Origin of the sequence: uncultured Pontibacter sp., assembly GCF_947495565.1 — a bacterium.
GTDB lineage: Bacteria > Bacteroidota > Bacteroidia > Cytophagales > Hymenobacteraceae > Pontibacter.
This window is the reverse complement of sequence record NZ_CANLZM010000039.1, coordinates 1-520: the sequence shown is the minus strand read 5'-3', so window position 1 is coordinate 520 and position 520 is coordinate 1. Positions and strand designations below refer to the sequence as shown.

Below are 520 nucleotides of genomic sequence, written 5' to 3'. Positions count from 1 at the left end.
TATACGCGACCCGTACGTACGGTGGTGTGAGAGGCGCACCCCGTCAGCTAACGCTGGCGGGGCCGTCTACTCGATTGTGCGCAGGTGTTCTTTATAGTTCTCTGTTGTGAATCTTGCAGTAGTACTTTGGGTCACAATCTGTTACTATACATCCTGCTAAATGCACTAACCCTTTTTCTGCCTTTTTCATTGTCTTCTTTGTCGGTAGTCCATATACTATAGGTATGATTCCATCGGTATGCTTACCGATACATTTGGGCTTCTGCCCCTTTTCATATGTGAACTTGCAAGGCGGTGGATATGGCAGACTTAAAGTAGTAGTTTCACCGTCCGATACGACCACACTATCCGTAATTGCGTCTCTGAATCCAAGTTGCCTGATGACCAAAGTATAACTACCTTCTGGTATATCATTGATTTCAAAGTGTCCGCTACTATCTGGTACAGCACCGTTGACTGTTGCTTCACCTTTTTGCAGAAGCACCTTCAGATACTTGAACTCCATCAATGAGTCCTGCAA

General features: G+C 45.4%; 1 protein-coding gene. It reads right to left on the bottom strand.

Annotated elements, in window-relative coordinates:
• Positions 1–91 precede the first annotated feature (91 nt).
• Positions 92–520 (bottom strand): carboxypeptidase-like regulatory domain-containing protein (locus tag Q1B04_RS19965; protein ID WP_299762775.1); only part of this gene is annotated, 429 nt, incomplete at its 5' end.